Source organism: Streptomyces sp. NBC_01381 (assembly GCF_026340305.1).
Classification (GTDB): Bacteria; Actinomycetota; Actinomycetes; order Streptomycetales; family Streptomycetaceae; genus Streptomyces.
The window spans coordinates 3,616,551-3,639,383 of sequence record NZ_JAPEPI010000002.1 but is presented as its reverse complement, the minus strand read 5'-3'; the positions used below and the strand labels follow the sequence as shown (position 1 = coordinate 3,639,383).

The 22,833-nt window shown below is 70.3% G+C and carries 21 protein-coding genes; 9 read left to right on the top strand and 12 right to left on the bottom strand.

Annotation, left to right across the window (positions count from 1 at the left end; all coding sequences use genetic code 11):
- Window positions 1–14: 14 nt before the first annotated feature.
- Genes OG453_RS37590 through OG453_RS37575 form a run of 4 tightly spaced genes read left to right on the top strand, consistent with a single transcriptional unit; the run spans window position 15 to window position 3,971 of the window.
- Window positions 15–968: an ABC transporter permease gene (locus tag OG453_RS37590; RefSeq protein WP_266873017.1), complete on the top strand. Its 954-nt coding sequence runs from the start codon at window positions 15–17 to the stop codon at window positions 966–968.
- Complete coding sequence (locus OG453_RS37585; protein WP_266873016.1) at window positions 965–1,951, top strand: ABC transporter permease; 987 nt, start codon at window positions 965–967, stop codon at window positions 1,949–1,951. Before OG453_RS37590 ends, OG453_RS37585 begins: the two co-directional genes overlap by 4 nt.
- Window positions 1,951–2,991, top strand: a complete 1,041-nt coding sequence (locus OG453_RS37580) for an ABC transporter ATP-binding protein (RefSeq protein ID WP_266873015.1) — start codon at window positions 1,951–1,953, stop codon at window positions 2,989–2,991. The genes OG453_RS37585 and OG453_RS37580 overlap by 1 nt, the downstream gene beginning before the upstream one ends.
- Window positions 2,988–3,971, top strand: a complete 984-nt coding sequence (locus OG453_RS37575; protein WP_266873014.1) for an ABC transporter ATP-binding protein — start codon at window positions 2,988–2,990, stop codon at window positions 3,969–3,971. The genes OG453_RS37580 and OG453_RS37575 overlap by 4 nt, the downstream gene beginning before the upstream one ends.
- 126 nt (window positions 3,972–4,097) lie before the next feature.
- On the opposite strand, the gene OG453_RS37570 is transcribed toward OG453_RS37575, so the two are convergent.
- Entirely contained in the window at window positions 4,098–5,318 is a 1,221-nt protein-coding gene (locus OG453_RS37570; protein ID WP_266873013.1) for a M6 family metalloprotease domain-containing protein, read from the bottom strand.
- A 101-nt stretch (window positions 5,319–5,419) separates the two neighbouring features.
- Here OG453_RS37570 and OG453_RS37565 point away from each other — a divergent pair, with 101 nt between their 5' ends.
- Window positions 5,420–6,382 carry a LysR family transcriptional regulator gene (locus tag OG453_RS37565; RefSeq protein ID WP_266873012.1) on the top strand — a complete coding sequence of 321 codons (963 nt, stop codon included), beginning with the start codon at window positions 5,420–5,422 and terminating at the stop codon, window positions 6,380–6,382.
- A 6-nt stretch (window positions 6,383–6,388) separates the two neighbouring features.
- Here the strand turns inward: OG453_RS37565 and OG453_RS37560 are convergent, their stop codons facing one another.
- From OG453_RS37560 to OG453_RS37545, 4 genes are all read right to left on the bottom strand, one after another.
- Window positions 6,389–7,702 carry a cytochrome P450 gene (locus tag OG453_RS37560; protein ID WP_266873011.1) on the bottom strand — a complete coding sequence of 438 codons (1,314 nt, stop codon included), beginning with the start codon at window positions 7,700–7,702 and terminating at the stop codon, window positions 6,389–6,391.
- A 183-nt stretch (window positions 7,703–7,885) separates the two neighbouring features.
- Window positions 7,886–8,815, bottom strand: a complete 930-nt coding sequence (locus OG453_RS37555; RefSeq protein ID WP_266873010.1) for an endo-beta-N-acetylglucosaminidase H — start codon at window positions 8,813–8,815, stop codon at window positions 7,886–7,888.
- 234 nt (window positions 8,816–9,049) lie between these two features.
- Window positions 9,050–9,385, bottom strand: a complete 336-nt coding sequence (locus OG453_RS37550; protein ID WP_266873009.1) for a hypothetical protein — start codon at window positions 9,383–9,385, stop codon at window positions 9,050–9,052.
- A gap of 152 nt (window positions 9,386–9,537) precedes the next feature.
- Complete coding sequence (locus tag OG453_RS37545) at window positions 9,538–10,623, bottom strand: DUF2235 domain-containing protein (RefSeq protein ID WP_266873008.1); 1,086 nt, start codon at window positions 10,621–10,623, stop codon at window positions 9,538–9,540.
- 88 nt (window positions 10,624–10,711) lie between these two features.
- Here OG453_RS37545 and OG453_RS37540 point away from each other — a divergent pair, with 88 nt between their 5' ends.
- The 4 genes from OG453_RS37540 to OG453_RS37525 all read left to right on the top strand — a co-directional run bounded on the left by OG453_RS37540 (window position 10,712) and on the right by OG453_RS37525 (window position 15,148).
- Window positions 10,712–11,890: a caspase family protein gene (locus OG453_RS37540; protein WP_266873007.1), complete on the top strand. Its 1,179-nt coding sequence runs from the start codon at window positions 10,712–10,714 to the stop codon at window positions 11,888–11,890.
- The gene (locus tag OG453_RS37535) at window positions 11,887–13,182 is read left to right on the top strand and encodes a hypothetical protein (RefSeq protein ID WP_266873006.1); all 1,296 of its coding nucleotides are present in this window, start codon (window positions 11,887–11,889) and stop codon (window positions 13,180–13,182) included. Before OG453_RS37540 ends, OG453_RS37535 begins: the two co-directional genes overlap by 4 nt.
- Window positions 13,182–14,222 (top strand): ComEC/Rec2 family competence protein, encoded by a 1,041-nt coding sequence (locus OG453_RS37530; protein ID WP_266873005.1) that lies wholly within the window; start codon window positions 13,182–13,184, stop codon window positions 14,220–14,222. Before OG453_RS37535 ends, OG453_RS37530 begins: the two co-directional genes overlap by 1 nt.
- Window positions 14,223–14,509: 287 nt before the next feature.
- Window positions 14,510–15,148 carry a phosphatase PAP2 family protein gene (locus tag OG453_RS37525; RefSeq protein ID WP_266873274.1) on the top strand — a complete coding sequence of 213 codons (639 nt, stop codon included), beginning with the start codon at window positions 14,510–14,512 and terminating at the stop codon, window positions 15,146–15,148.
- A gap of 19 nt (window positions 15,149–15,167) precedes the next feature.
- On the opposite strand, the gene OG453_RS37520 is transcribed toward OG453_RS37525, so the two are convergent.
- Genes OG453_RS37520 through OG453_RS37490 form a run of 7 tightly spaced genes read right to left on the bottom strand, consistent with a single transcriptional unit; the run spans window position 15,168 to window position 22,831 of the window.
- Window positions 15,168–16,496, bottom strand: a complete 1,329-nt coding sequence (locus tag OG453_RS37520) for a glutamate-1-semialdehyde 2,1-aminomutase (protein WP_266873004.1) — start codon at window positions 16,494–16,496, stop codon at window positions 15,168–15,170.
- Between the two features lie 7 nt (window positions 16,497–16,503).
- On the bottom strand, window positions 16,504–17,067 hold the full coding sequence (rfbC, locus tag OG453_RS37515) for a dTDP-4-dehydrorhamnose 3,5-epimerase (RefSeq protein ID WP_266873003.1): 564 nt from the start codon (window positions 17,065–17,067) through the stop codon (window positions 16,504–16,506).
- Window positions 17,064–18,287: a polysaccharide pyruvyl transferase family protein gene (locus OG453_RS37510; protein WP_266873002.1), complete on the bottom strand. Its 1,224-nt coding sequence runs from the start codon at window positions 18,285–18,287 to the stop codon at window positions 17,064–17,066. The genes rfbC and OG453_RS37510 overlap by 4 nt, the downstream gene beginning before the upstream one ends.
- On the bottom strand, window positions 18,284–19,231 hold the full coding sequence (locus tag OG453_RS37505; protein ID WP_266873001.1) for a glycosyltransferase family 2 protein: 948 nt from the start codon (window positions 19,229–19,231) through the stop codon (window positions 18,284–18,286). Before OG453_RS37505 ends, OG453_RS37510 begins: the two co-directional genes overlap by 4 nt.
- On the bottom strand, window positions 19,228–20,520 hold the full coding sequence (locus OG453_RS37500; protein WP_266873000.1) for a hypothetical protein: 1,293 nt from the start codon (window positions 20,518–20,520) through the stop codon (window positions 19,228–19,230). The genes OG453_RS37505 and OG453_RS37500 overlap by 4 nt, the downstream gene beginning before the upstream one ends.
- Window positions 20,521–20,525: 5 nt before the next feature.
- Window positions 20,526–21,809, bottom strand: coding sequence for a DUF4910 domain-containing protein (locus tag OG453_RS37495; protein WP_266872999.1), 1,284 nt, complete (start codon window positions 21,807–21,809; stop codon window positions 20,526–20,528).
- Window positions 21,797–22,831, bottom strand: a complete 1,035-nt coding sequence (locus OG453_RS37490) for an NAD(P)-dependent oxidoreductase (protein ID WP_266872998.1) — start codon at window positions 22,829–22,831, stop codon at window positions 21,797–21,799. The genes OG453_RS37495 and OG453_RS37490 overlap by 13 nt, the downstream gene beginning before the upstream one ends.
- Between the last annotated feature and the right edge of the window lie 2 nt (window positions 22,832–22,833).

Genomic DNA, 22,833 nt, shown 5'->3' with positions numbered 1-22,833 from the left:
GGAGCGCCGCCACCATGACCACTACCTCCACATCCGCCGCATCCGCACCGGCCGCCGAGGCCGCTGCGGCGGGCAGCGGCCCCTGGCGGCTCGCCCGCCGGGAGCTCGGCCGCCGTGTCTCCGTGCGCATCTCCCTCGTCGTGATCGCGCTCTTCGCGATCATGGCGGTGGCCGCACCCCTGCTCAGCAAGCTGGGCGGCTGGTCCCCCGAGGAGTTCGACAAGGACGCCGTCGACCCCTATCTCGGCGGGCAGCCGATCGGCTCGCTCGGCGGCATCTCCGCCGAGCACTGGCTCGGCGTCGAACCCGTCACAGGGCGCGACCTGTTCGCCCGGGTCGTGCACGGCGGCCAGGTGTCCCTGCTCATCGCCGTGACGGCCACCGCCATCGTCGTGGTCGCCGGCACGGCGGCCGGGATCGCCGCCGGCTACTTCGGCGGGCGCACCGACACGGTGCTCTCCCGCCTGATGGACCTGACGATGTCCTTCCCCTCCCTCATCTTCATGATCGCGATGATGTCCGTGGCCCGGGACGTGAACCGGATCGTGCTGATGATCACCGTCATCGGGGTCTTCGGCTGGCCCGGCATCGCCCGCGTGGTGCGCGGTCAGACGCTCTCGCTCAAGCACCGCGAGTACGTCGACGCCGCCCGCGTCGGCGGTTCAGGATCCTGGCGCATCCTCACCCGTGACATCCTCCCCGGCGTCGCCGGGCCGGTCATCGCGTACACCACCCTCATCATCCCCGGCATGATCGCCACCGAGGCGGCCCTGAGCTACCTCGGCGTCGGCGTCCGCCCACCCACGCCCTCCTGGGGCCAGATGATCGCCGAGAGCGTCGCCTTCTACGACACCGACCCCATGTACTTCGTCATCCCCAGCGTCTGTCTCTTCCTCACCGTGCTCGCCTTCACCCTGCTCGGCGACGCGCTGCGGGACGTGCTCGACCCGAGGGGGAGCCGCACATGATCGTCTACATCGGGCGCCGGCTGCTCGCGGTGATCGGAGTCCTGATCGCCGTCGCCGCCGTCACCTTCACCATCTTCTACGTTCTGCCGTCCGACCCGGCGGCCGCCGCCTGCGGCAAGTCGTGCAGCACCGAACGCCTGGCGGCGATCCGCGAGCACATGGGCCTTGACCAGCCGCTGTGGCGGCAATTCGCGGACTTCGTCACCGGCATCTTCACGGGCCGCACCATGGGCACAGGACAGTACGCGCTGCACTGCGACTTCCCGTGCCTGGGCTACTCGTACGAGAACAGCGAAGGCGTGTGGGACCTGTTGATGGACCGGCTTCCGGTCTCCGCATCGCTCGCCCTCGGCGCAGCGGTGCTGTGGCTGGTCCTCGGCCTGACCGCGGGCGTCACCGCCGCTCTGCACAAGGACAGCCTCACCGACCGAACCCTGATGGTCGGCGCGGTCGCCGCCGCATCCCTGCCCGTCTACTTCACCTCGATGATGCTCATCTACGGGCTGATCCGCACGGCCGGGCTCCTGCCCTACCCGAAGTACGTGGAGCTGACCTCCGACCCGCTCAGCTGGGCCTCGAACCTGCTCCTGCCCTGGCTGGCCCTGGCCATCCTGTATGCGGCCATGTACGCGCGCCAGAGCCGCAGTTCGATGATCGAGACGATGGCGGAGCCGTACATCCGCACCGCCCGCGCCAAGGGTCTTCCGCGCCGCAAGGTCGTGGTCAAGCACGGCCTGAGGGCCGGGATGACGCCCATCCTCACCCTCTTCGGGATGGACCTGGGCGGGCTGCTCGCGGGCGCGGTGATCACCGAGTCCATCTTCGGGCTTCCCGGCATCGGGCGGCTCTTCTACGGTGCGCTGTCCAGCGGCGACCAGCCGGTCATCCTCGGCGTCACACTGCTCGCCGCCACCTTCATCGTCGTCGCCAACCTGGCGGTCGATCTGCTGTACGCCGTCGTCGATCCGCGGGTGAGGTACTGATGAGCGCTGCCCAAGCCGTGCCCTCCACGTCGTCGTCCGGATCCGATCAACCCGTGCTCTCCGTACGGGACTTGACGGTCACCTTCCGCACCCCGCGCGGTGTGGTACGGGCCGTGGACAGCCTCGGTTTCGAAGTGCGGCGAGGCGAGACCCTCGGCATCGTCGGCGAGTCGGGATCGGGCAAGTCCGTCACGTCCCTGGCGGTGATGGGCCTGCACACCGGCGCCGAAGTCACCGGCTCGGTCGCACTCGACGGCCAGGAGCTGGTCGGCCGGTCCGAGCGCGAGCTGAACCGGCTGCGCGGCCGGCGGATGGCCATGGTCTTCCAGGACCCGCTCGCCAGCCTGCACCCCTTCTACACGGTGGGCGAGCAGATCGCCGAACACCACCGGGTGCACTTCGGCAGTCGGCGAAAGACCGCACGGGAGCGGGCCGTTGACGCCCTGGCCGAGGTCGGCATCCCCGAGCCGCGCCGCCGCGCGGGCGAGTACCCGCACCAGTTCTCCGGCGGCATGCGGCAGCGCGTGATGATCGCCATGGCGCTTGTCTGCGAGCCGGAGCTGCTCATCGCCGACGAGCCGACCACCGCCCTCGATGTCACGGTCCAGGCGCAGATCCTGGAGTTGATCGCGCGACTGCAACAGGAACGGGGGCTCGCGGTCGTCCTGATCACGCACGATCTCGGCGTGGTGGCCCGGGTCGCCCACGATGTCCTGGTGATGTACGGCGGCCGGGCCGTCGAACAGGCCGATGCGGACACCCTGTTCGCGACACCGGCCCACCCCTACACCCGAGGACTGCTCGACTCCCTGCCCCGCCTCGACGACAGCGACGAAGCGCCGCTGCGGGCGATTCCCGGCAGCCCGCCGTCCCTGCTCACCCCGGCCGTCGGATGCGCGTTCGCACCCCGCTGCCCCCAGCTCGTCGGCGTCCCCGCCGGGGCGCGCTCCCGCTGCGAGACGCAACTCCCACTCCTCGAAGGACCGGCCCGGCATCCAGCCGCCTGTCACTTCCCCGCGCACGAAGGCGTCGCCTCATGAGTCTCTTGGCATCCACCGAACCTCTTTTGTCCGTACGGGACTTGACGATGACATTCCCCGGGAGGCGGCGCTCCGCCCCGGTCCGGGCCGTCGACGGCATCACCTTCGATGTGGCGGCGGGCGAGACGCTGGGCCTGGTCGGGGAGTCCGGCTGCGGCAAGTCCACCACCGGCCGCATGATCGTCCGGCTCCTGGAACCCACCGCAGGATCCCTCACGTACGACGGGCGCGACATCAGCCACCTGTCACAGCGCGAACTGAAGCCGCTCCGCACAGACCTCCAGATGGTCTTCCAGGACCCGCACTCCTCCCTCAACCCCCGCCAGACGGTGGCCCGGATCATCTCCGATCCGCTGCTCGTTCAGGGCAGTTCGGCGGCGGACGCCCGCAGGCGTGCAGTGGAGTTGATGGAGTTGGTGGGGCTCATCCCCGAGCACATCGACCGCTATCCGCACGAGTTCTCCGGTGGCCAGGCCCAGCGCATCGGCATCGCCCGCTCGCTCGCCACGAGCCCGCGCCTCGTCGTCGCCGACGAACCGGTCTCCGCCCTCGACGTCTCCGTCCAGGCCCAGATCGTCAACCTGATGGAACGGCTCCAGCGCGAACTCGGCCTCGCCTATCTCTTCATCGCCCACGACCTGTCCGTGGTCAAACGCGTCTGCGACCGGGTCGCCGTGATGTACCTGGGCCGCATCGTCGAGATCGGCGAGAAGGAACGGGTCTACGCGGCTCCCGCCCACCCCTACACCCGGGCGCTGTTGTCCGCCGTGCCACTGCCGGACCCGGCGGCCGAGCGGGCCCGCGAGCGGATCACCCTGCTCGGCGACCCGCCGAGCCCGGCCGCCCCGCCTCCCGGCTGCACCTTCCACCCACGGTGTGCCAAGGCGCAGGAGATCTGCCGCACCGAGGCACCGTCACTGCGGACCACGGCGCCGGACACGGCGCGGCAGGTGTCGTGCCACTTCCCCGAAGCTGCCTGAACACGGCAGCGACTGAACGCGGCAGCGACTGAACACGGCTGTGCCCCGGCTCCTCGGCGGCGGATTCCAGGAGCCGGGGCACAACTGCGTCCGGGACGCTATGACTTGGCGCTCATGACTTGGCGATCACGACTTGGTGATCCGCACGGTCTCGCCGTACCCGTCGGCCCTCAGCACCTCGATCCGGACGCCCGCGGCGGAGTCGGTGAACGACTCACCGGCCCAGTACGGGGCGTCGTCCAACGGTCGGCAGCCCGACGCGGGCGTGGCGCTCGGCTTGGCGTCCATGACCCTGATCGGCCCCTCACCGGTCGCCACGGACGAGTCGACCTTGTAGACCAGCGCACCGGTCGAGCAGACGCCGCTGTCCGTCTGGACACCCCGCCGCGATTCGACGACGTACGCGGTGGTGGGGCCGGTGCGGATGACCGCCATCTTGGTGCCGGACCCGTACTCGACCGCGGTGAGACGTACGGTGTCGCTGCCCTCCGATGCCCGGCACACGACCTGACGGTCGTCCGTCCACCCCAACTTCCAGGACTGCCAGGCGAAGTACTGCGGCCCGGCCCCGCCGATCAGCCCCATCACGTCCCATCCGCCCACGAAGCGATGGCCGTCGCTGCCCGTGTCGAAGGCGTACAGGTCGGGCAGCCCGAAGGTGTGGCCGGTCTCGTGTGCCACCAGCTTCTTCCCCCAGTGCCACATGTCCTGGCCGAAGGTGACCGCCCACTTGATGCGGTTGCCGTCGGCGACGACGCCCGCCGTCCCCGGTTCGTACACATAGGTGGGGGTGAAGGAGATCGCCGACGCGTTCTTCGTCGCCACGACGTAGACCATGTCGTACCGCGAGAAGTCCACATCCGGGTCGGCCGCCGTGACCGCGTCCTTGACGTACGCCTCGTGCTCCTCGTGCGAGAGGCCACGCTCGTATCCGTACTCAGTGGACTTGTGGGGCATCCTCACCCAGCGCCGATGCTGGGTGATGTCGAGCCGCGCCTTGCCGTACGAGGCGTTCCGCAACCAGTCCGCGCCCGGCGTGAGTTGTGCCGCGTCGTCGGCCGGGGACTCGGTCGCGGGCGTGTCCGGGAAGTCCACGAAGACCATGGCGACCTTGATGGTGCCCGCCGGGCGCTTGAACACGGAGTAGTCCGTGTCATGCCCTTCGTCCGTCCAGCCGGTGGTGCCGCGCAGTGCACAGGCGGACGGCCTTTCGGCGGCCGTCGCGGCGACGGCCGAAGGGGGAACGGCGAGCAGGAGCGGGGCCAACACCGCGAACAGCAACGGCAGAAGCACCGTCCGGACGGTCGGCGAGGCGTAGGGGCGTCTCACGTGATCGCTGCCTCTCATGAAGTCTCCTGTCTCCGAATAAATGGCGTGTGACATTTCACATAAGACTGCGGACGCACGCCCCTGTCCGAAAGATGTCGTCGGTCCATAACATCCGCGCCATGGATCTGGAGATACGGCACCTGCGGGTGGTGTGCGCGATCGCCGAGGCGGGGAGCCTCACCCGCGCCGCCGCCTCGCTCCGCATGACGCAGCCGGGACTCAGCGCCCAACTGCGCCGCATCGAGGCCATGTTGGGCGGAGCCTTGTTCGACAGGCGGCAGTCCGGCGCCGCCCCCACGCCCTTCGGCGAGCTGGTGATCGCGCGCGCCCGCGCCATCCTGCCGGGCGTCGAAGGGCTGCTCGCCGACACGGCCCGCGCCGCCCGCCGCAGATCGGGGTCGGAACGGATCCGGGTGGGTTCGGTCGGCGCCCCGCTGCTCGGCCACCTCCTCCTGGCCGTCGGGGTGTTGCTGCCCGAAGCCGACCTGACCTCACGCTGCCAGTACTCCCCCGTCGCCCTGCTCGACGACCTCGCCGCGGGCCGCCTCGAGGCAGCGGTGCTCGGCGACCACCCCGACCAGAAGCTGCCACGACGCGAGGGCGTGGCACTCCACACGATCGTCACCGAGCCGGTCTTCGCCCTGCTGCCGGCGGCCCACCCGCTCGCCGCGCAGGACGAGGTCTCCCTGGCCGACCTCCTGGCGGAGGACTGGGCGGTCCCGCGGCCCGACGGCGACCGGACCCGCGAGTACTGGGCCTCCCTCTGCGCCGTGACCGGCCGCGCCCCGTCCGCACCCTACGAGGCGGAGGGGCGGCAACTGATCGAGATCGTACGGGCGGGCCTGGCCGTCAGCCTCTGCCAGGCCACGTTCATCGAGGTACCTGGCGTCGTGGTCCGCCCCCTGGCCGCAAATCCCTTGTGGTACCGCCACATTCTGGCCTGGCGCCACGACGGCCCGCTGGCGCCCCGCGGCACCGAGATCCTGCGCCGAGTCGTCGACGGCTATCTGGCGGCCTGCCCGGACAGCCCCGCGTACGCCCGCTGGCGCGACCTGAATCCGGAGGACCGCAGTGTCATCTGAAGCGCCCTAGAGGTCCCGCAGCCGCACCGTCATCCGGATCCCGTCCCGTGCCCACAGCACGAACCGCTCCACCGGCGTCACTTCGTGCCCCGGCGCGGGCCGGAAGCGCAGGCGCTTGAGGAGGACGGCCAGGACGAGCTGGGCCTCGACCGTGGCCAAGGCGGCGCCCTCGCAGCTGCGTGGCCCGATCCCGAAGGGGACGTACGCGAGCCGCGGCCGCTTGGCCACCTCCTGCGGCGTGAAACGCTCGGGGTCGAACCGCTCCGGGTCGGGCCAGTGCTCGGGGTTCAGGTGCACCGCCCAGAACGGATAGAACACCGTCGTCCCGGCCGGGATCTCGTACGGGCCAAGAACCAGGTCCTCGGTGGTCTCACGTGCGCCGTACGGACCGGGCGGGAACAGGCGCATCGACTCCTTGAGCACCATGTCGAGATAAGTGAGCCGCCGCAGATCACCGTAATCGGGCGTGGCGCGCTCGCCCAGCACCTGGTCCAGTTCGGCGGTGACGCGATCGGCCGCCTCGGGATGGCGACCCAGCAGGTGCAGCGTCCATGAGACGGCGACGCCCGTGGTGTGGTGGGCGGCGAGCAGCGTCACCATCACGGTGTCCCGGATCCGCGCCGGGCTCTCACCGGCCTCGACGAGCGCCCCGATCAGGTCGCTGCGGTCGGTGCGGCCGCCCGGACGATGCGCCGCCACCACGCGGTCGACCGTCGCGCGCAGATGTACGAGGGCCTCCTCGGCCCGCTGCGCCGAGCGCGGGTCGGGCCGCGGTACCTGGTAGAGCCGCCCGAGGTGTTCGGTGAGCACCTCCTCGAACGCGGCGACCACGCGGTCCGTGTCGGTTTCCGCGCCACCGAGCGCGAACCCGCAGATCATGCGGAGCGACAGCGCGGTCAACTCCTTCTGCAGTTCTACGGGTTCGCCGTCGGCCTGCCCGGCCCAGCGGTCCGCGAGTTCCCCCGCCAGCTCGTTGAAGCGCGCGAAGTGCCACTCGTGAGCCGGCCGTCCGGCGAGCACCGAGAGCAGCAGTCGGCGCCAGGGTGTGTGCTCGTCGGCGGGCAGCACTTGCAGGTTGCCCGCCTCGCACAGCGGGTCCAGGAACGCGAACAGCTCCTCGGGCCGCTTGTCGATGTGCGCCGTGGCCTCCAGAAGCACGGGGTCGGCGACCGACACCGCCGTGCCCGCGCCCGGCAGTTGGAAGCGCACGACGGGCCCGTACGCCTCGTGCAGGCGTAATTGATGCCGGTGCAGCCCGCCCGCAGCCGCGATGGCGCTCAGCCCGCCGTCCTCCTGGTGCTCGGGTCCAGGGATACGCAAAACGGTGCCTCCTGTCGCAGGTCTTTCCCCCTCGGGTCAGCCCGAGGGGCCTCAACTGCCCCCCACCCCCACACACCGCGCCCCCGACATCGTTGTCGAAGGCGCGGCCTGCACGGATCGCGGTCCTACGGAATGCGGCGAGTTCCGAGGGAGCGCCGCCCCGCACTGGGGCGTGCGATCGCCCTACGGAGCGTAGACGGCGTCACTGCCGTACAACTCCCTGGTGAACGCGGAGACATCGGCGCTGCGGTCGGAGCCGTCGAGGTTGTACGTCAGATAGACGCCGTACCCCTCGCTGACGGTGCGGCGGGCGAGGTCGGCGGTCGTGCTCTGCGAGGTCCGGCCGATCTCGACGGCCGCCGGCGACAGCTTCGACTTGGGCAGTGAGATCTCGGGGACCTGCCAGGTGCCGTAGTACGGGTTCCAGGCGTAGTCGAACTTGGACGAGACGTCGACGCCGCCGTAGGAGAGGCGCGACGCGGCCGGGCCGATGTTGTAGAGGCTGATGATCTTGTCCGGCATGTTCGCGCGCAGCGCCGTCACCAGGTGCACGAAGGAGCTGTCGTTGGGCTGGCCGGTGCCGTTGTTGCCGTACTCGGCGTACTCGTCGTCGAAGTCGATGCCGTCGAGACCGTACTTGGTCACGGTGTCCGACATCTGCTTCGCGAACGCCGAAGCCGCTTGCTGGGACGGGAAGTTGGCGAAGCCCGCGCCCTGGTGGTTGCCGAGCACCGAGAGGACGACCTTGATGCCCTTCTGCTGCAACGGCCTTATCTCCGTGTCCGCGTTGTCGAGGACGCGCTGCACGTTCTCGTTGAAGTGCAGATATGCCTCCTTCTTGCCGGCGTCGTAGTTGATGTTCGCCGCGAAGATCACGGCGACGTCGAAGACGTTGTCGCCGCCGTTGGCGAGGGTGTACTTGCCGACGTTCAGCATGCTGTTGTTGTTCACCTCGACGTACGCCACCGAGGTCGGCCCCTGTTTCGTGGGGGCGGGAGCGGGAGCAGGGGCCGCTGCTGCGCCGGTCGTCGCGGTCGTGCCGAAGGCGAGGGCGGCGACCGCCGCTAGCGCGAGCGCGGCCGTCCGCACTCTGCTCCGTACCAGAGTGAACATCGTTGATCGGTCTCCCATCGCATGGGTCGGCGCCCGACCTGTTCGAAAGCGCCGAGTGAGCCCTCCGAGTTTTCCTCCCCCGTGACCGAATCCCAAGAATCATGCGCAAACTCTTTACGACTCCTGCGCACGCCGCCGTGTGACGCAGTACCGGTGACAAAGTGACGTGCACGGACCAGCCGGACATCTACCTCAACGACAGGAAGCTGATGGCAAGTCGGTGTCAACTCGCCCTTACAGACCGGCCAACAGGCGCCCGGTGTAGCCCGCCATGACGGTCCAGAACAGGCCTGTGTATCCACGCTCGCCGATTCTGGTGTTGAAGCGCCTGCCGAGAAACGTCGCGAAGAACATCAGCGGCAGACACGCCAAGGCGACGAGATAGTCCCCGCCCGTAAGGAGCGCGGCATCCGTCCAGACGGCGGTCTTCGTGACATCCCCGACGAGCGAGGCCATGGAAAGCGCGCCGACGAGGTGGAGGCGATCCAGGGCAAGGCCGCGGACCGCAAGCCCCTTGAGGGGTCCGGACGTGCCGCTGAATCCGGAGGTCGCACCAGCGGCGAACGCCATCACTGGGGAACCGAACCGCCGCCAGCGGGTGAGACTCTTTGGAACCGCGCAGGACCGGGACCCCGCCGTGGGCCGCAACTCCTTTCCGTCGTCCGTCCGCGCCGGGATGGCTGCAACTCGAACTGCCTTGCGCTCTACGCGGTTTGATCCCGTCAGCCGGCGCCCGGGTGCGGGGACAGCCAATCCTTGTCCGCCCAGCCGACACTGGCCGGGATCCGCTTCCCGTATGCGCCATTGGATTCGATGCGCAGCCGTACGCTCTCGTGTACCTGGGCACCGTCGGGGACGCGGCGGCGCCGGTAGGTGAGCAGGGCCCAGACGGCGCCCATGCGGTGCACCGTGCCGAGCGCGTGAGCGGGGCCGAGCGTGACGTGCTTCGCGTACGCCCTGTCCTTGAGCAGCAGGCCGGAGTCGAGGGCACCGTCCACGATCCATTTGAGGGCGACCGTGGACAGCTTCGGGTCGTCTTCCGGCTGCTTCGGGGCGTCGCCCTCGAAGGTGCCGCCCACGTCGGAGTGGACTCCGGCGAACCAGACCTCCTCGATCAGCGGGCCCGGCCCCGGTTCCTCCGGGGGGAAGACGAGGTACTCCTCGTACGGTCGGCGCTTCTCGTCGATGGAGACGGCGTGGCGGACCCGGCCGACGTTGGGGATCCGCCGGGTGAAGAGCCAGCGCAGGTTCCAGCGCAGCAGTCCGGCGGCCTTCACCGAGTCCCACAGCCCCATGAAATGGACAGGGATGCCCGTCCGTTCGTCCACTTTCCTGCTGAACGCGTCGGCGAATGCGTGCAGTTGCTTCCAGTCGTCGTTGCTGAAGGTCCGGTTCTTGGCGTAGACGGCGACGGCGTACGGGACGAGGTTCTCCGAGCCGGGGCGGAGCAGGCCGACGGACTTGAGCAGCCCCGCGAGGGCGCGGGCGGTGTATGCGCCCCGGCTGAAGCCGAAGAGGTAGATCCGGTCTCCGGGTTCGTAATGGTGCATCAGATACGTATAGGCCTCGGCGAGATTGGCCTTGAGTCCGGAGCCGAAGGCGAGCCCGAAGAGCTTGGAGAGCTTGCGGGCCGGGAGCGACCAGGCACCGGCGGCGGAGAAGGTGCCGACGCCGGGGTCGTAGTAGGCGATCTGTGCGGTGGGGTCGCGGAGGTCGAGCATCTCGTAGAGCTTGACGACATTGGTATTGCCGCGAGCCTTGAGCTGATTGCCCGTACCGTCCAGGCACATCACGATGTTCTTGACCATAACGGTCTCCGAGGGACAGTTGCCCGTATTCATTTCTATAATAGGAGCAAACCTCCCACCGGTCTGCCGGTGCGTCTCAGGAGGTCCCATGGCCGCTTTCACGGTGCACCTGGACGAGAACGCGGGGCCCGCGTCCACTCACGCGCTCGTCATCGGGGTCGGGGCGTACACGCATCTGGACGGCGGCCCGTCGCCGACGGACCATCCGGGTGCCGTGGGGATGCGGCAGCTGTCCTCGCCGCCCCTCTCGGCGCGCAAGTTCGCCACGTGGATGATCGACGAGTACCACGACACGGGTAGGCCGCTGGGAAGCCTGGCACTCCTGCTGAGCGAGGCGGATCCCGGCCCATTCATCAACTCGCGGGACGGGGAGCCGCACGTTGTGGAAGCGGCAACCATCGACAACATCGTGGCCGCCGTCAAGGAGTGGAAGATCCGGGGCGACCACGACCAGGCCCGGCTGGTCTTCTACTTCTGTGGCCACGGTGTCTCGCTCGGGGTCGACACGTCTCTGCTGGCGGCGGACATATTCGCAGACCTGAACAGCCCGCTGAACGGCGCACTGCACTTCGAGGCGCTGCGGCGGGGACTCGGCAGCTGCAAGGCCGCCCAGCAGGTCTTCTTCGTCGACGCCTGCCGGGCCGGCTCCGACAGACTCGTCAGGGTGGTGGGCACGGACAACCTCGGACAGGTCCCGATCTCCGGGAACACACGGCCCGACGGCTTCCTCCCACGCGAACACGCCGCCATCTACGGGACCCTGCACGGTGAGGAGTCCTTCGCGCGCGCCGACGAAGTCAGTCTGTTCACCAGTGCGCTGCTGCGGAGCTTCGACGGCGCCGGGAGCGAGAACACCGAAGACCGCGTGTGGCGGGTGACCATCGACACTCTGAAGCACGCGATCACCCGCTTCATGAAAGAGCCTTCCTTCGCGGGCACCCTCACGAGCGCCGCGACACCGGTCAGCGCCGAGTCGTTCGACTTCGACTTCCACGAGTTGCGGCGCGACCCGGTCGTCCCCGTGTACATCGGGTGCCGGCCCAAGGAGGACAACGCGCTCGCCGAATTCATCTGCCGACGCGATGGACAAGAGGAGCGGCGACGCCCGCCGCCCGACCCCGGCGAAGAGCCCGACATCCGCGAGTGGGCCCTGTCCCTGCCGTTCGGCCGTTACGAGGTCGAGGCCGTCCTCGGCCTCGAAGACGTACGCGAGGACCGACTCGATGCCCGCCCACCGTTGTTCCGCATCGGATTGGCCAGGCCATGAGCGCCACACTCGCGGTCAGGCTCTTCCTCTCCTCCGCGGGAGAGTCCAACGACTCGGTGATCGTCGGTGACATCTACTCGGCCGACCTCGAAGTCAAGAACCGGCGCAACATCCTGATCCCCTGCGGGAGCCCGCCCCAGCCCAGGCGGTACTCGGTGGCGCCCGGCCGCTATGTCGTGTCGGCAACCCTGCCGTCCGGTCTTGTGCTGACGGAGAATGCCGTGGCGGTGGAGGGCGAGGAGACTTCGGTGGAGTTCCACATGACGGACTCGCCGTACGAGACGCACTCCTGGCAGTACCTCATGGGCAACATCGAGCCGGGCCGGGTCTACCACAGTTCCTCCGAGGCCCCGCTCGCCGAGTCGGTCGCCTCACGGTCCATGGTCGCCCCCGCCGCAACCGCCACCGTGGCGGACGATGCCACTCCCGAGGCGGCCGTAGCCCTGACCGGGCTGGCCACCTGGGTCGGTGACGCCGCGCCCACGAGCTGTACCTTCGCGTCGATGCTTGCGCTGGCGGAGAACCCGCCGGATCGCCCGGTTGCCCAACTGGTCGCCCAGGGCGAGCCCCACGTCCTGCGGGCGCCCGACGTGCGCGGCGATGCGGTCACACCGCTCTACCGCTTCGGTCCGAACGGACCTGTCGGAGCCCATGGCGAGTCCCCCGGCACGCGGCAGTTCCTGGTCGTGGAGGCCGCCGGATCCGTACGTCTTGTCACCCTCCCGCTGCCCTGGGGCACGAGCGAGGTCGAGGTCCTGGTCAATCTGCGGCAGAGCCCGACCGGCAGCGCGGCCTCCGTGGCCGTCCGCGATCCGGCGGTCGGCGCGGGGCTCGCGTACATGGCCCAGGGAGCCCTGGACATGGCGGCCCAGCTCTTCACCGATGTCGGGGCGATGCTCAACTCCAAGTTCCAGAACCCGCTCGCGGCGGCGGCCGGCGCCTACGTCCTCATCGGTACCGACCACTCGACGGGCGAGGCGTACTGGGACCCGTGGCTGGAGCGGCTCGCCGGCTCCTTCCGCTGGCTCAGCGACGGGGCGATCCTGCGGGCGGTGCGGCAGCTGCGTCGCGCCTCGCCGGACAGGGAGGGGGCCCGGAAGGGGCTGATCGAGGCCTTCGACCGCGGCATCCCGTTCTACACGCTCGGTCTTGTCTGGCTCGTCGAGGGGCTCTCCGCCTTCCCCGACGACCCCGAGTGCGGAGAACGCCTCGACCAGGCTCGCCGGCTGTCCTGGCTGGCCGATATGCGCGAGCCGTTCCTGATTCTCGACCTGCGGCAAGGGAGTGCGTGATGATACGGCTCAGGATGCTGCCCGCGGAGGACGGCGACTGCCTGCTCCTCGAATACGGTGACGACGACTTCACCCGGAGGATCCTCTTCGACGGCGGACGGCACGGCACCTATGAGCGGATCAAGCCGCTGCTCGCCGAACTGGACGGCCCGATCGACGTGCTCGTGGTGACCCATGTCGACCAGGACCACATTCTCGGCGTACTGGCGATGCTCGAAGACCCCGACCGGCCGGTCGAGTTCGGGGACGTGTGGTTCAACGGCTTCGACCATCTTCACGACCGCGAGATCTTCGGCGCGGTGGACGGGGAGAAGCTCACCACCGCGCTCATCACCCAACAGCTCCCCTGGAACAAGGCCTTCGAGGGCCGCAGCATCGAAGTGGGCCATCCGCTGACCTGGTTCGACGACGGATCCACGATGGAGGTGCTCGCGCCGGACCGCACTCTGTTGGAGTCGCTGATTCCCACGTGGACGGCGAAGTGCCGGCAGGCCGGGCTGATCCCGGGCGTGGACCCCATGGAGCGGGAGGAGGTGCCCGGCATCGAACACTTCGGCGTGATCGACGTCGACGAGCTGGCCGCCGCGCCGTTCAAGCGGGACGGTTCCCCGACGAACCCGACCAGCATCGGCCTGCTGTTCGAGTTCGAGGGCACCCGGATCGTCTTCACCGGCGACGCCGACGACCCGCGTCTGGTGGCCTCGATCCGGCCACGCGCCGAGGACGAGGGCGGGCGCCTGCGCATCGACGCCCTGAAGGTCGCCCACCACGGCAGCTCCAAGAACATCTCGAACGAGCTCCTCGGTCTCCTCGACTGCGGGCGCTACCTGATCTCCACCAATGGAAAGATCCACGGTCATCCGGACGACATCGCCATCGCCCGGATCCTGAAGAACGGCGGGGCGACCAAGGATCTCGTCTTCAACTACCGGGGGCGGGCGGCGAACTGGGACCTCGGCAGCCTGAAGCAGGAGTTCGGCTACCGCGTGCTGGCACCCGCACCGGCTGACGAGGACGGCTTTGTCACCGTGGAGTTCTGACCGCCGGCCGGGGCGCCGCACGCGGTGCGGGTGAACGGTGGTCGCCACGGCTGTGCGGTCCACGGCATGGACAACTCGGCCGACGCTTCCCCTTCGAGGGCCCCGGCCGCCCTGCCGATATGCGGTGAACCGGGCAGCCGGTGCGCTGTCTGTTCTTCCAGAGCCTCAAGTCGGTGGCCCGGAGGGAGTTCTGCCCCCTCCGGGCCGCGGCCGCCTTAGGCTCGTAGAAGAGGGTGGGTCGGACACGACGAGGGGGGCTCGCGTTGGATCGCCTGGCCGGAGTGGAGCTGGAAGTCGGCCGACCTCCGTCGTCGCCGCGCGCGTGGCTCTGGCCGATCGCGGCCCTCGCCGCCCTCGTGGTCGTCGCCCTCGGGGTCTTGTACGCCGGCCACAGCGAGCCCGGCAGGGTCGACAGGTGGCTCGTCTCGCCGACGGCGGACAGTGTGCGGCCGCCCTGGCGGCGCGTCGCTCTGGCCATTGACTTCCTGGGAGAGCCCGCCGGAGCGGCGACGCTGGTCGTCGTCGCCGTGGCGGGCTGCCTGCTGCTTCGGCGTCCTCGGGCGGCGGTGTTCATCGTTGCCGGTGCCGGGCTGGCCGTGGGGGCGGCGACGCTGCTCAAGCACCTGGTGGGACGCACCATCCACGGCGAAGGCAACCTCTCCTACCCGAGCGGGCACACCGCCTTCTTCACCGCGCTCGCCCTCATGGTGGCGTTGCTCGCAACCCGCCGGTTAGGCCTCGGCAGGGCGGCCGGCACGTTGCTCGTGCTCGCCGCGGCGCTGGTCGCCGGCGCCGCCATGGGCTGGGCGCAGGTCGCCCTGAGCGCGCACTACCCGACCGACGTCCTCGGCGGCTGGTGCACCGCACTTTCGGTGGTCCCTGCGACCGCGTGGCTGGTCGACCGGATCGCCGACCATCGGCGATAGCAGCGCCGCTGACGTCACGTCACGCCAGGCGGCGGAATACCGGCTTCACCGGTCGCCCCGCCAGCCAGGGCGTGGGGTCGGCCGCGTCCACTGCCTTCCGGTACACCGCACACGCCTGGGCCACCACATCGACGGTGCGGTCGATGTCGGCGTCGTCGAGCGCGCTGCTCACCACGAACGACGGGGCCAGGACCCCGCCCGCGAGGAGTTGGCGCAGGAACAGGGTGCGGTACTGCTGCGACGGCTGCCCGTTCTCGTCGAGGGTGGCGAAGACCAGGTTGCTGGCCCGGCCCCGGACGACGATGTGGTCGCCGACACCATGGCCGGACGCGGCCTCGTGGACACCGGCCGCCAACCGCTCGCCGAGGGCGTGCAGTTGCGCGGTGATGCCCTCCTCGATGTAGGTGGTCTGCACGGCCATCGCGGCTGCCAGGGAGTGCGTTTCCGCGCCGTGCGTGGTGGAGAGAAGGAACACCCGGTCGCGTGAGTGGCGCAGCCCGCCCCGCTCCATCAGGTCGCGGCGTCCGGCAAGGGCGGACACGGCGAACCCGTTGCCCAGCGCCTTGCCGAACGTGGAGAGGTCGGGGACGACTCCGTACAGACCCTGGGCGCCCGCCTCGGACCAGCGGAAGCCGGTGATCATCTCGTCGAAGATCAGTACGCAGCCGTGGCGGTCCGCCAGTTTGCGGAGGCCTTCGAGATACCCGGGCGGGGGCTCCGAGTGGGTGGTGGCGGGTTCGAGGATCAGGCAGGCGACCTCGTCCCGGTAGCGGGTCAGGAGCTCCTCCGTGGCGGGCAGGTCCCCGTATGGGAAGGACACCGTGAGTTCGGTGGTCGCCGCCGGAATGCCGGCCGACATCGGCGTCGTACCGATGAACCAGTCATCGGTGGAGAAGAAGGGGTGGTCGGCGCAGATGGCCACCCGTGGGCGCCCGGTGACGGCTCGGGCGAGGCGTACCGCGGCGGTGGTGGCGTCGGAGCCGTTCTTCGTGAACTTCACCATCTCGGCGGTCGGCACCGTGGCCAGGAAGCGTTCCGCGGCCTCGACCTCCACGATGGACGGCCGGACGAAGTTGCTGCCGCGGTCGATTTCCCGCCGCACCGCCTCGAGCACCCGTGGGTGGGCGTGGCCCAGGCTGACCGACCGCAGCCCTGACCCGTACTCGATGTAGCGGTTGCCGTCGACGTCCCAAACGTGGGCACCGTGGCCGTGGCTGATCACCGGGGCCAGGTCTTCCGGGTACTGGTCGTCTCCCTTGGCGTAGGTGTGCGCGCCTCCGGGGATCATGGCGTGCAGCCGCTCGTTCGCCTCCCGCGACCGGGGCAGGCGGAACTCCTCAGTGTCCACGCTGACTTCAGCTCTCTTTCTGCTGCAGAAGGTGCTTCAAGGCCTCGGCGAGACTCTGCGCCTGCCGGTCCCGCTCGGACATCGACGTGACCGGCAGCGGCCAGCCGATGGCGAGCTCCGGGTCGTCGAAGGCGATCGTCACGTCCTCGGCCGGGTCGTGCGGGCGGTCGATCCGGTACGAGGTGTCGGCGGTCTCGGTCAGCGCCTGGAAGCCGTGCGCGCAGCCCGCCGGGATGTAGAGGGTCGCCTGCGTCTCGTCGGAGAGGTCGAAGGAGGCCGCGTTGCGATACGTCGGCGAGTCCGGGCGCAGGTCCACGACGACGTCGAAGATCCTCCCGTACGAGCACCGCACCAGCTTGGCCTCGCCGGCGCCGGAGCGCAGGTGCAGGCCGCGCAGCACGCCCCGTACGGAGCGGGACACGCTGTCCTGGATGAAGGCGTCCGGGTCGAGGCCCACCGAGCGGACCACATCGGCGTCGAAGGTGCGGCAGAAGAAGCCGCGTTCGTCGGCGTACGGGGTCGGCTGGAACAGGTACGCGCCGGCGATCGCCGGGACTTCGGTCGCCTTCATGGGGCCTCCCGTAGGGCGTGGGCGTGGTCGGTCGCCGGGAACAGGGCCGCGGTCAACTCGGCGAACTGATCCTTGAGTTGCCGGGCGGCGACCGCGTTGCGTTCGGCAAGGGTCCGCCGTACCTCCGCCGATCGCTTCTCCAGCGCCCGGAACTGCTCAAGGAGCCGGTCGGTGTCGACCTCGCGGGCCGGGTGGCAGTACGCACCGAGGCCCATCCGGTCCATGAGCGCGTCGCTCTTCGCCGCATAGCTGAGTGCGAGCGTCGGTGTGCCGGCCTTCAGCGCGCAGATCAGGTTGTGGTAGCGGGTCGCCACCACGGTGTCGGCAGCCGCGGTCTCCTTCATCAGGTCGGCAAGGGAGGTCACTTCGGCAGCCGTGACCAGCGGCGAGTCCACCGCGTCGAGGATCGCGGCTACCACCGGCGCGTCGCACGCGTCGCCGGTGAGCAGCCGGACCGGCCTGCCCTCCTCAACCAGTGTGCGGACGAAGCGAGTTGTCCCGTCGAGGTAGCTCCGGTGGATCTCCGCGGCCCTGGCGCGGTCGTCGTTGCCGCCGTGGAAGTCCATGACGCCTACGCAGACCGGGCCGCCCGGCGGGCCTGCGGGCACGCTCGCCGAGGGTGTCGGCAGGGCGAAGGCGAGGTCCGGGTAGACCTCGTCGCGCGTGGTGTCCACGCCCATCTCCCGCATCGCGTCGCGGGATTGGGCGTCCCGGTACGAGCGGTACGCAGCAAGGCGCGCCGACCGGCGCACCAGGGCCCGGGTCGGCCGGTCGCCGATCGGGGCGGCGCCGACGCCGACCAGCGCGACCCGGGTACGAAGGAGCCGGCCACTCGCGCAGAGCAGGAACAGCGCGTACGGGAAGCCCCACGGCCGCAGCGGCAGCGTGGCCTCCAGGACGCCCATCCCCGGCACGATCACCACGTCATGCCGGCGCACCCAGGCGGCGGTGCGGACGGCGTCGACGAACTTGCCCAGACCCTTGCCCGCGATCGCGCCCGCACGTGACGCGGTCCGGTACTCCCCGCGGTACCAGTGCAGCCGCGTCGCGGGGATCCCGTACCGGGACGTGACGGCCTCGGGTCCGCCGCACAGCGCGTCCACGGCCGCGTCCGGGTGCTCGGCGCGGAGGTACCCGAGCACGGCTTCGAGTGACCCGTCGTTGCCGAGGTTGCCGGAGCCGAGGAGGCCGAACACCCCCACCCGTGTATGGGACTTCATGCTCCCCGCCCCTCACGTCCTGCCACGAGGGCGTCGACCGAGACGGTCAGCTTGGCCGGGTTGACCGGGGCGCGGTCCTCGACCCGCTCGCCGGCGCCCGGCCGGGCCCGGCTTGTCATCCAGGCGGCCAGGTGGCGGTAGCACGCGCGCCGGTCGGCAGAAGACAGCGGTGCCCGCCGGATCGCCGACGCGAATCCCGCGACGTACTCGGCGAGCAGCCGGGGCGTCGGGTGCAGCGGGCCCGCCCTGCGCGGGTCGAGGTTGACGCACCGGGATCGCTTCGACGGGTTCGCCCGCTCGGCGCGGGTGGGGTGGTCGCGGCGGAAGTACAGCAGCTCCGGCACCTGGTGGAAGGGCCCGTGCAGGCCGATCTCGGCGACGAACGTGCGGTCCGCGTGGTGGTAGCTGTCGTGCGGCTTCACCCGGCGCAGCACGTCGGCCCGCAGCACGCCGTAGAAGTCGTCGCCGCCGGGCTCGAAGAGCATGCTGCGGAAGCGTTCGGGCGCGCGCGGCGAGTCGGTGGCGAGCGTGTACTCGTACGGGACCTTCACCTGGCCGTCCTCGTCGATGACCGCCTGGTCGGCGTGGGCGAGGATCACGTCGGGCCGCTCGTCCAGGGCCTCGACGCAGCGGCGCAGCAGGTCACGGGCGTACAGGTCGTCGTGCGAGGCCCACTTGAAGAGTTCGCCGTGGCACTCGGTGAACACGTAGTTGTGGTTCGGCGCGGCGCCGATGTTCCGGGTCAGCCGGATGTAGCGGATACGCGAGTCCCGCTCGGCGTACTTGCGGCAGATGTCCTGGGTTCCGTCGGTCGAGGCGTTGTCGGAGATGACCAGCTCGAAGTCCTCGTAGGTCTGGCCGAGCAGGGCGTCGAGCGACTCGGCGAGGTACTCCTCGCCGTTGTACACGGGCAGGCCGATGCTCAGCCGGGGTTGGGCGGTCATGACGTCCTCACTTCGGGGATGGGGTTCTGGTGGCTGCACCCGTGCTCGCGCAGGGCGGTCCGCAGCTGCAGCCACCACACGGCCGAGCCGCAGACGGTCGCGGCGGCGACGCCCCAGGCCGAGCCGAGCGTGCCGGCCGCGGCAGCGCCGCCGAGCCCGCCGGTGACGTAGCAGGCGGAGGCGATCAGCTGGCTGCGCAGGCTGCGCCGGGCCGCGCCGAGCGCGCGAAGGCCGGCCGCGGCGCCGGTGCCGAGTCCCGCGCCCGCGACGCCGAGCGTGACCGGCACGATGAGCTCCGACGCGGAGTTCCAGACGCCGCCGAGCACGAACTCGCCGCCCGCGTCCGGCACGAGGAGCAGCGCCCCGCCCCAGAGCAGCGCGGCGACGGCCTGCCCGCCGCCGAGGAGGAGGCAGAACGCGCCGAGGCGGTGCGGGGCCCGCCTCAGCACCCGTGCCGCCTCCGCGACGGTGACCAGGGAAAGACCCATCAGCACAGCCATGAACGGGCCGAGCAGGAGCTCCGCTCCCCGGATCACGCCCACCGCGCCGACCCCGACGATCGCGCCGAGCCCGTACGCCCGCAGCTGGCTCGCGCCGCTGTTGCTGACGTTCTCGACGAGGTACCGGTAGCCGAGGTCCCGGTGCTCGCGAAGCCACTCGCGCGCGCCGGTCAACCGGGGCCGGATGCCGGACTGGAAGCAGCCGTACACCGCGGCCACCGCGGCGGAGGCGCCCCAGGCGAGCACGAAGGCCTCCACGCTGCCCACGCGGGCCGCCACCACCATGGCCGGGACGAGCGCGACGCACCACACGAGGTCGTTGACGAACGCCTTCCGCCCCTTGCCGGCGGCGAAGAACGCGAACCGCCAGGAGTCCTGCAGCAGCAGCCCCGGCAGTACGACGCCGAGGCAGGCGAACGCGGAGCCCACGCGGCCACCGAGCGCGAGGCCGACCACCAGAGACGCCGCGCCGAGGGCGGCACCGACGCCGAGCGCGGTTCCCGACGACCGGGCCACCGCCGCGCGCCAGGACCAGTCCGGCACGCCGCTGAAGCGCACCACGAGCGGGTCGGTGGCAAGGCCGCGGGAGACGTTGAGCACCACGCCGTAGGTCACCCAGGCGAGGCTGAACACGCCGAACGCGGTCACCCCCAGCGAGCGGGCCACGTAGATGCCCACCACGAAGTTGCTCATGCTGGAGGCCGCCTGGTCGGCGAGGCCCCAGGACAGCCGGCCGACGAGCGCCCGCTTGGCGGATCCGCCCGCTGCCGTCGTCTTCTCGGTGGTCATCTGCCTCAGGCCTTGATCAGCCCGGCGGCGCCCAGGGCTCCGGCCGCGTCGGCGACGGTGTCGAACGGCAGCCCGGACCGCTCGGCGACGTCAAGGAGACTGTGCTCGCCGTCGGAGAGGTTGAGCACCCAGAGCATGGCCATTTGGGCCTGCTTGGTGTCGCTGCGGCCGCCGAGCGCGTCGTACAGCCCACGGCGGCCCAACTGCGGTTCGCCGTAAGGGCTGAGGTTGAGGTAGCGCCGGTTGCGGTCGAGGACGGTGAACGCCTCGCGGCAGACGGAGAGGGTGTCGGCCATGGCCTCCGGGGAGACGAAGTCCAGGTTGTCCGCCGAGGTGTGGTACTCGGGATAGCTCGCGTACGGGGTCCGGGTGAGCGAGCCCACGCCGAGATTGAATCCGGGCGAGCAGTACTGCCTCTCGTCGTAGCCGTACGGAGTGAACTCGGCGACACGGTGCGGGCGTTCGGAGGCCGCCAGCACATGCCGCATCACCCGGTCGATCTCCGCGTCGCCGCGTCTGCTCTTCTTGTACGTCAGTTGGCCCCGGTCACCCGCGCAGGCCAGCACAAGGCCGTGCTTGACCCGCTCCACCCGCTCCGCGTTGCGGGCCAGCCACGTGATCGCCCCGATGGTGCCGGGCGCGAAGATGAACCGGTAGGTGTAGTACGGCGTCTGCTCCGCCAGCGCCCGCGCCAGGAACGTCGCCACCCCGACGCCGGCCAGGTTGTCGTTGGCCAGCGACGGGTGGCAGACGTGACAGGAGACGATCACCTCGTCGGGGACCTGTCCGGGGACCACGTGCTCGGCGTACGTGAGGTGGCCGTCCGCGAGCGTGGAGTCGATCCGCACCTCGTAGTCGCCGTCCGGGAGCGCGTCCAAGGTCTCCTGGGCCAGGCAGAATCCCCATTCCGGCTTGTAGTAACTGGTGCGGTACGGCACCCAGTTGGGGTGCTCCGGCAGGGTGTGCAGGTGTCCGCGGAGCTCGGACAGGGGCATGGTCGCCGACACCGGAACGCTGTAGCCGAGCACGTGCAGGCTGGACTTGGCGAAGTCGACGACCCGGTTGCCGGCGGTGTCGGCGACGTACGCGTCCCGGATGTTCCACTCCTGCGGCACCGTCCAGTCGAGCACCTGCGTCCCGGTCGGCACCTCGTGCGTCTGGAGGGGGATGTACTCACCGACGATGTCCAGGGTGGCGCGGACACCGTCGCCGGTGATGCTCCGGCAGAGCGGGTACAGCCGCTCCACCAGGGCGTGCATCTCCTCCCCCGCCGTGGTCATCGGCGCCACCGCAGGGTGTCGTCGACGGTGCCCGCCTCGGACGCCGCGCGCAGCACGGCGAGGCGGGTGAAGCGTCGCTCGAAGTCCTCCCGGGTCAGTCCGAAGTTCCGGTAGGCGTCGGCGAGTTCGAGCGCTCCCCGCTTCACCGTCCACTCGCAGTCGAAGCCGGGTATCGCGGCGCGGAACCGGGAGAAGTCCACCCGGTACGAGCGGGGATCGGCACCGGTCTCCCCGGTGATCACCACCTTCGATCCCGGCACCGCATCGGCGACCTGCTCGGCGATCTCGGCGACCGTGACGTTGTTGGTCTCGCTGCCGATGTTGAACGCCCGGTCGTGCACCGCTTCGCGCGGCGCGGTCAGCGCGGCCGCGAAGGCGCGTGCGATGTCGGCGGCGTGCACCAGCGGGCGCCAGGGGGTGCCGTCGGAGAGCACCAACACCTCGCCGGACAGGAGCGCGTGGCCCACCAGGTTGTTCAGGACGATGTCGGCGCGCAGCCGGGGCGAGTAGCCGAAGGCCGTGGCGTTGCGCATGAACACCGGGCTGAAGTCGCCGTCGGCCAGCGGGTGCAGGTCGTCCTCCACCCGCACCTTGGACTCCGCGTACGGCGTCACCGGGCGCAGCGGGGCGTCCTCGGCGACCAAGTTCGACAAGTCGGCGTCGCCCGCGGCGCCGTAGACGGAGCACGTCGACGCGTACAGGAAGCGCCGCGCTCCTGCGTCGCGGGCCAGGCGGGCGAGGCGTACGGACGCGTGGTGGTTGATGTCGTAGGTGAGCTCGGGTGCCAGCGATCCCAGCGGGTCGTTGGAGAGCGCCGCCAGGTGGATCACGGCGTCCACCCCGGCCACGTGGTCGGCCGTGACGTCGCGCAAGTCCACCCGGTGCCCCTTCAGTTCTACGGGCGGCGGGCCGAGGATGCAGTCGGCGAAGAGGCCGGCGTCGAGGCCGATGACCTCGTGCCCGGCGGCGATGAGGACCGGGGCCATGACGGTGCCCAGGTAGCCCTGGTGTCCGGTGAGCAGTACGCGCAAGG

Coding starts and splice junctions, on each gene's coding strand:
- OG453_RS37565 (WP_266873012.1), top strand. CDS start 5,420: ATGGATCTGGAGATACGGCACCTGCGGGTGGTGTGCGCGATCGCCGAG.
- OG453_RS37550 (WP_266873009.1), bottom strand. CDS start 9,385: ATGGCGTTCGCCGCTGGTGCGACCTCCGGATTCAGCGGCACGTCCGGA.
- rfbC (WP_266873003.1), bottom strand. CDS start 17,067: ATGAAGGCGACCGAAGTCCCGGCGATCGCCGGCGCGTACCTGTTCCAG.
- OG453_RS37530 (WP_266873005.1), top strand. CDS start 13,182: ATGATACGGCTCAGGATGCTGCCCGCGGAGGACGGCGACTGCCTGCTC.
- OG453_RS37500 (WP_266873000.1), bottom strand. CDS start 20,520: ATGACCACCGAGAAGACGACGGCAGCGGGCGGATCCGCCAAGCGGGCG.
- OG453_RS37575 (WP_266873014.1), top strand. CDS start 2,988: ATGAGTCTCTTGGCATCCACCGAACCTCTTTTGTCCGTACGGGACTTG.
- OG453_RS37545 (WP_266873008.1), bottom strand. CDS start 10,623: ATGGTCAAGAACATCGTGATGTGCCTGGACGGTACGGGCAATCAGCTC.
- OG453_RS37585 (WP_266873016.1), top strand. CDS start 965: ATGATCGTCTACATCGGGCGCCGGCTGCTCGCGGTGATCGGAGTCCTG.
- OG453_RS37510 (WP_266873002.1), bottom strand. CDS start 18,287: ATGAAGTCCCATACACGGGTGGGGGTGTTCGGCCTCCTCGGCTCCGGC.
- OG453_RS37580 (WP_266873015.1), top strand. CDS start 1,951: ATGAGCGCTGCCCAAGCCGTGCCCTCCACGTCGTCGTCCGGATCCGAT.
- OG453_RS37570 (WP_266873013.1), bottom strand. CDS start 5,318: ATGAGAGGCAGCGATCACGTGAGACGCCCCTACGCCTCGCCGACCGTC.
- OG453_RS37555 (WP_266873010.1), bottom strand. CDS start 8,815: ATGTTCACTCTGGTACGGAGCAGAGTGCGGACGGCCGCGCTCGCGCTA.
- OG453_RS37540 (WP_266873007.1), top strand. CDS start 10,712: ATGGCCGCTTTCACGGTGCACCTGGACGAGAACGCGGGGCCCGCGTCC.
- OG453_RS37590 (WP_266873017.1), top strand. CDS start 15: ATGACCACTACCTCCACATCCGCCGCATCCGCACCGGCCGCCGAGGCC.
- OG453_RS37535 (WP_266873006.1), top strand. CDS start 11,887: ATGAGCGCCACACTCGCGGTCAGGCTCTTCCTCTCCTCCGCGGGAGAG.
- OG453_RS37505 (WP_266873001.1), bottom strand. CDS start 19,231: ATGACCGCCCAACCCCGGCTGAGCATCGGCCTGCCCGTGTACAACGGC.